Source organism: Trebonia sp. (assembly GCF_049794275.1).
In the GTDB taxonomy this organism is placed as follows: domain Bacteria; phylum Actinomycetota; class Actinomycetes; order Streptosporangiales; family Streptosporangiaceae; genus Trebonia.
The window spans coordinates 1-3844 of sequence record NZ_JBARCR010000812.1 but is presented as its reverse complement, the minus strand read 5'-3'; the positions used below and the strand labels follow the sequence as shown (position 1 = coordinate 3844).

The 3844-nt window shown below is 68.5% G+C and carries 7 protein-coding genes; 5 read left to right on the top strand and 2 right to left on the bottom strand.

Annotated features, from left to right (window positions below; translation table 11 throughout):
- The coding region (locus tag WA805_RS21300; RefSeq protein ID WP_425243201.1) for a response regulator transcription factor at positions 1 to 201 on the top strand (201 nt) is incomplete at its 5' end.
- Between the two features lie 324 nt (positions 202 to 525).
- On the opposite strand, the gene WA805_RS21295 is transcribed toward WA805_RS21300, so the two are convergent.
- Entirely contained in the window at positions 526 to 987 is a 462-nt protein-coding gene (locus WA805_RS21295; RefSeq protein ID WP_425238231.1) for a DUF1707 SHOCT-like domain-containing protein, read from the bottom strand.
- Between the two features lie 270 nt (positions 988 to 1257).
- Between WA805_RS21295 and WA805_RS21290 the strand changes: the two genes are divergently transcribed.
- The gene (locus WA805_RS21290; protein ID WP_422286976.1) at positions 1258 to 1719 is read left to right on the top strand and encodes a DinB family protein; all 462 of its coding nucleotides are present in this window, start codon (positions 1258 to 1260) and stop codon (positions 1717 to 1719) included.
- Between the two features lie 528 nt (positions 1720 to 2247).
- Positions 2248 to 2577, top strand: coding sequence for a luciferase family protein (locus WA805_RS21285; protein ID WP_422286975.1), 330 nt, complete (start codon positions 2248 to 2250; stop codon positions 2575 to 2577).
- A gap of 58 nt (positions 2578 to 2635) precedes the next feature.
- On the opposite strand, the gene WA805_RS21280 is transcribed toward WA805_RS21285, so the two are convergent.
- Positions 2636 to 3055 carry a VOC family protein gene (locus tag WA805_RS21280; protein ID WP_425243200.1) on the bottom strand — a complete coding sequence of 140 codons (420 nt, stop codon included), beginning with the start codon at positions 3053 to 3055 and terminating at the stop codon, positions 2636 to 2638.
- Between the two features lie 356 nt (positions 3056 to 3411).
- On the opposite strand from WA805_RS21280, the gene WA805_RS21275 reads away from it, so the two are divergent.
- The gene (locus WA805_RS21275; protein WP_422286971.1) at positions 3412 to 3552 is read left to right on the top strand and encodes a DUF4259 domain-containing protein; all 141 of its coding nucleotides are present in this window, start codon (positions 3412 to 3414) and stop codon (positions 3550 to 3552) included.
- 44 nt (positions 3553 to 3596) lie between these two features.
- Positions 3597 to 3844, top strand: a 248-nt coding sequence (locus tag WA805_RS21270; RefSeq protein WP_425243199.1) for a hypothetical protein, incomplete at its 3' end; no start/stop codon positions are given.

The window sequence follows — 3844 nt, the reverse complement described above, 5'->3', positions numbered from 1 at the left end:
GCCGGCGACAGCCCGCTCACCCCCCGCGAAGCCGACGTCCTGGAACTCGCGGCAGGCGGCGCCCCCGTCGATGAAATCGCCAAACGCGCGGCCCTGACCCCCGGCACAGTCCGCAACTACCTCTCCTCCGCAGCCGCCAAGCTCGGCGCCGTCAACCGCCACGAAGCGGTCCAGCTCGCCCGCTCCCGCGGCTGGATCTGACAGCCCCGCCCGACCGCATCCCCTGCTCATACCGGTTTGCCGTCCCTGTCGTGATCGAGGACGGCCAGGACCGGGAGCGAACAGACCACGCGCCCATCCGCCTCCGGGACGATCCGCCCGGCCGCCCCTGCCGCGCCGAAGCGGCCGGTGGTGGCCAGGCTCGGAGCCTCAGCCTTCTGATGCGCCTCCCCAGGCACGGCGTTGCGTCTGGATCTGGAAAGGGGTGCAGGCACGATGCCATATTGATCTGTGGGAGCTTCCTCGGCTGATATTGCAGATGCTGTGAGCCGGGCTGCTTTAACCGCCCGCGCGAGCTGGCGACCTCTACCATCGGTGCCTGGTGGAGCGCTTCTTATGCGATGAGTGGGCCATCCGGCCCCCCACTACGGACAAGATCCCCAAAATGGCGACCACGGACACGAAGGACAATCCGACATTACCGGTGACCAAAGCGGCCCCCAGCGCGAGTACCGTAAGCGCCGCACATGCGCACGAATTGACTACCTTGTTCTGCGGGTGCGGGGCCTCCGCCCGGGCAGGCTTCCGCAGCGGCTGGACCCCGATCAGCCCATCGGGGATGTCGGCAGTGAGCGCGGCCAGTTCCGCATAGGTCCGCGAGGCGAACGTCTGACCCACCCGCATGTCAAACTCGTCCTCGGTCAGCCGACCTTGCACGAACGCGGCCTTGAGCACGTCTAGCACGTGCTCGCGGTCGGCATGAGACGCCCGGAGGCGGCCGCGGCCAGCCGCGGCTGCTGCCATGTCGTCTCTCGGCTTTGCCGTCACCGGCGCCTCCCCGATGCAAGGAAAGTGTAGTACGGGTTGCTCCTGGACCAGGACCACGCTGTTGCCGGACGCGCAGGCGATGCGCTCTGGACCCTCCTGCCCGCGGGCGAGGATCCAGGCTTGCGCCGGGAGGGAGCACCTGTATCTAGCGTGCAGCTGTGCAGGAACCCTGACCGGTAAGCGCTGGCACCGCTTAGCCTGCGGAGCGCGAATCCGGGTTTCCCCTTTCCGGCTCGTTCGGCAACTCCCGCGCCGGCCAGGCCGCCCCGTATGGCGACGGACCGGGCGCGACCGGCGCAGAACGCGGGCGAGCGGGAGATGCTCACCGGCTGGCTGGAGCATCACCGGGGGATCTTGATCTGGAAATGCGAGGACCTCACCGCCGAGCAACTGCGGCGGCGCGCCGTCTCGCCCTCCACCCTGTCCCTGCTGGGGTTGGTCCGGCACATGGCCGAGGTAGAGCGCGGCTGGTTCCAGCCGGTCTTCCTCGGCGAGAACGTGCCCGATCTGTACGACAGGTCCGCCGATGAGGATGCCGACTTCAACGACGTCGACCAGGCCGACCCGGCCGGGGCGTTCCACGCCTTCGAACGCGAGTGCGCCGTGTCGCGGCAGGTGGTCGCGCAAGCCGCGAGCCTGGACGTGCTCAGCAAGCAGGCGTCTGAGCGCACGGGCCAGCCCTGGTCACTGCGCTGGATCGTCACCCACATGATCGAGGAGTACGCGCCATAACGGCCACGCCGACCTGCTCCGCGAACGCGCCGACGGCAGCACCGGCTACTACTGAGCGTTCCCTGCCACGCCAGGGTTGCCGTGCTGTTCAGCCGGGCGACGCTGACGCGGCCGCGAATCGGTGAAGATCTCAGCCTGCGCTCCCGCAGGTTGACGGGATTGCCCGGTGCTGTGCGGCGCTGCAGTTCGGCCTGGGGCGCGTCGACCAGGGAAAATGGGCAGCGGTTAACTCTGCATCGTGCCGCGGTCCGCGCTCAGGGCACCGATTCGGGCGCGGCCCAGACGACCTGGCAACTCCCCGGCCCGGCCACGCGATCAGGCGGATAGCGCACATGAACCTGCAGGGAGCGTCAACTACCGCCCGCGACGGGGACACAGCGGCCCTTCACGCCGGATCGCCGCCTCTGTCCCTGCTAATAGCCGTTGCCGAGAGGCCGTGCGTCGGCCACAGAACGTCCGGTTCTGCTCACACAGTCGGCGCGTTGCGTCCATCGTGCGTGACAGGACGTTTCTCTTATCCTGGCTGCAATGAGTGATGACCACGGTGACGTGCTTTGGGAGGCTTTCGTCATCGCCCTGCTCGCGGTCGGGCCGGTCGCGGAACGGCGATCTCGCTATGGCGATAAGCCGGCCCTGTTCACCGCGAGCCGGGAGATTGCGCACATGGAGGCGCCGGGCGTGATCGACCTGCGGATCACCCGGGCCGGATGGCGACAGGTGCAGGAGCACTTCAGCGGTGATCCCGCCGTCCGCCGTGACCCGTCCCGGCGCGACTGGATCGAGCTTCATGTGAGCTCGTCAGCAGACCTGGACCGCCTCGGCGGCCTGCTGGCCGCCGCGTTGGCTGCCAACTCATGAGCCAAGGCCGCCAGCCACGTGAGTGCTGGGAATGGGCAGATGCGGATGTCCGGGTTCGCTACCCGGAACCGACGAGAAGACAGAAGGGATGCCCAGCGGGGTCAGCAAGCACATACAGCGGTTCGCTGTCGTCGCCAGTACGGTCGTACAGCAAGGTGGCCCCGAGTTCTTCGGCGCGCTGCCGTTGACGCCCCAGTTCCTCGATGCCGGGCACACGGAAGTCGTGATGCATCTGCTTCGGTACATCATGCGCGGGCCAGGTCGGTCGCGCGAGGGCCGGGACCTGCTGGAAAGCGAACACGCGATGTCCCGCCGGGTCGACCAGGACCAGCCAGCCCGGGTCATCGTCGCTGCCGTCGGTGGGAATCTCATCGCCCGGGCGATAGCGGAGACCGAGGAACTGCCGGTAGAACTCCGCGAGACTGCGGCAGTCGGTGGCATCGATGGCAGTGTGCATCAAAACGGGGTAGGCGGACATCTAAGGCTCCTGCTCTGCATCTAGGCACCGTCATCTAGCATGACTTCTCGGCGACACGAACTCATCGGCAGATCCGGGCGTTGGCTGGGCGTGGGCTGAGCCTGTGACCGGACGCGAAACAGCCAGTTCAGCGCGGCGCGAGTCAGTCGTCGGGGCGACCAGGTTGCCGTCCAGATCGGCGGTTCGCGGTTGCCGTCGGCAGTTTGCCCCGGTGATCAAGTCCGTGGCGGCCCTCGTCCGGAGCAGCCTGGCCGCGCTGCCGGCCAGGCTGTCTCTGGGCCGGGAGCGTCCGGTGCCGGGCTGCCGCGGCGATGCAGGTGGCGGCATGTCGCGGGACATTACGGTAAGGTCGCCGGGTGGGAACCTGGGGGCCCGGCGCGTTCGACAACGACGATGCCCTCGACCTGCTCGACACGCTGACCGAACAGGACGCCGCCTCGCGCCGCGAGACGCTGGAGCGGATATTCCGCACGACGCGGGAGCACCGGAGAACCTGAACTGGACGCTCGGCCCGGGCCAGGTCGTCGCTGCGGCCGCGGTCGTGGCGGTCGGCTTGCCGGCCGGCGAGGCATCCTTGCGGGAGATGACCGGGCGGGGCTATGACGTGGCGGCGCTGGTGATCCCCGGCAGCGACCCGGAGTTGGCCGACGCTGCCCTCGCCGCGCTGCTAATCGCTGCCGGGCGCGATGGCGCCTGGCACCAGGGCTGGGTCGATGCCGGGACAGCGCTGCAAGCCCGCCGGACGACTGACCAGCTAGCCTCGGTCTTCTACCGCTGCCAGCACCGGAA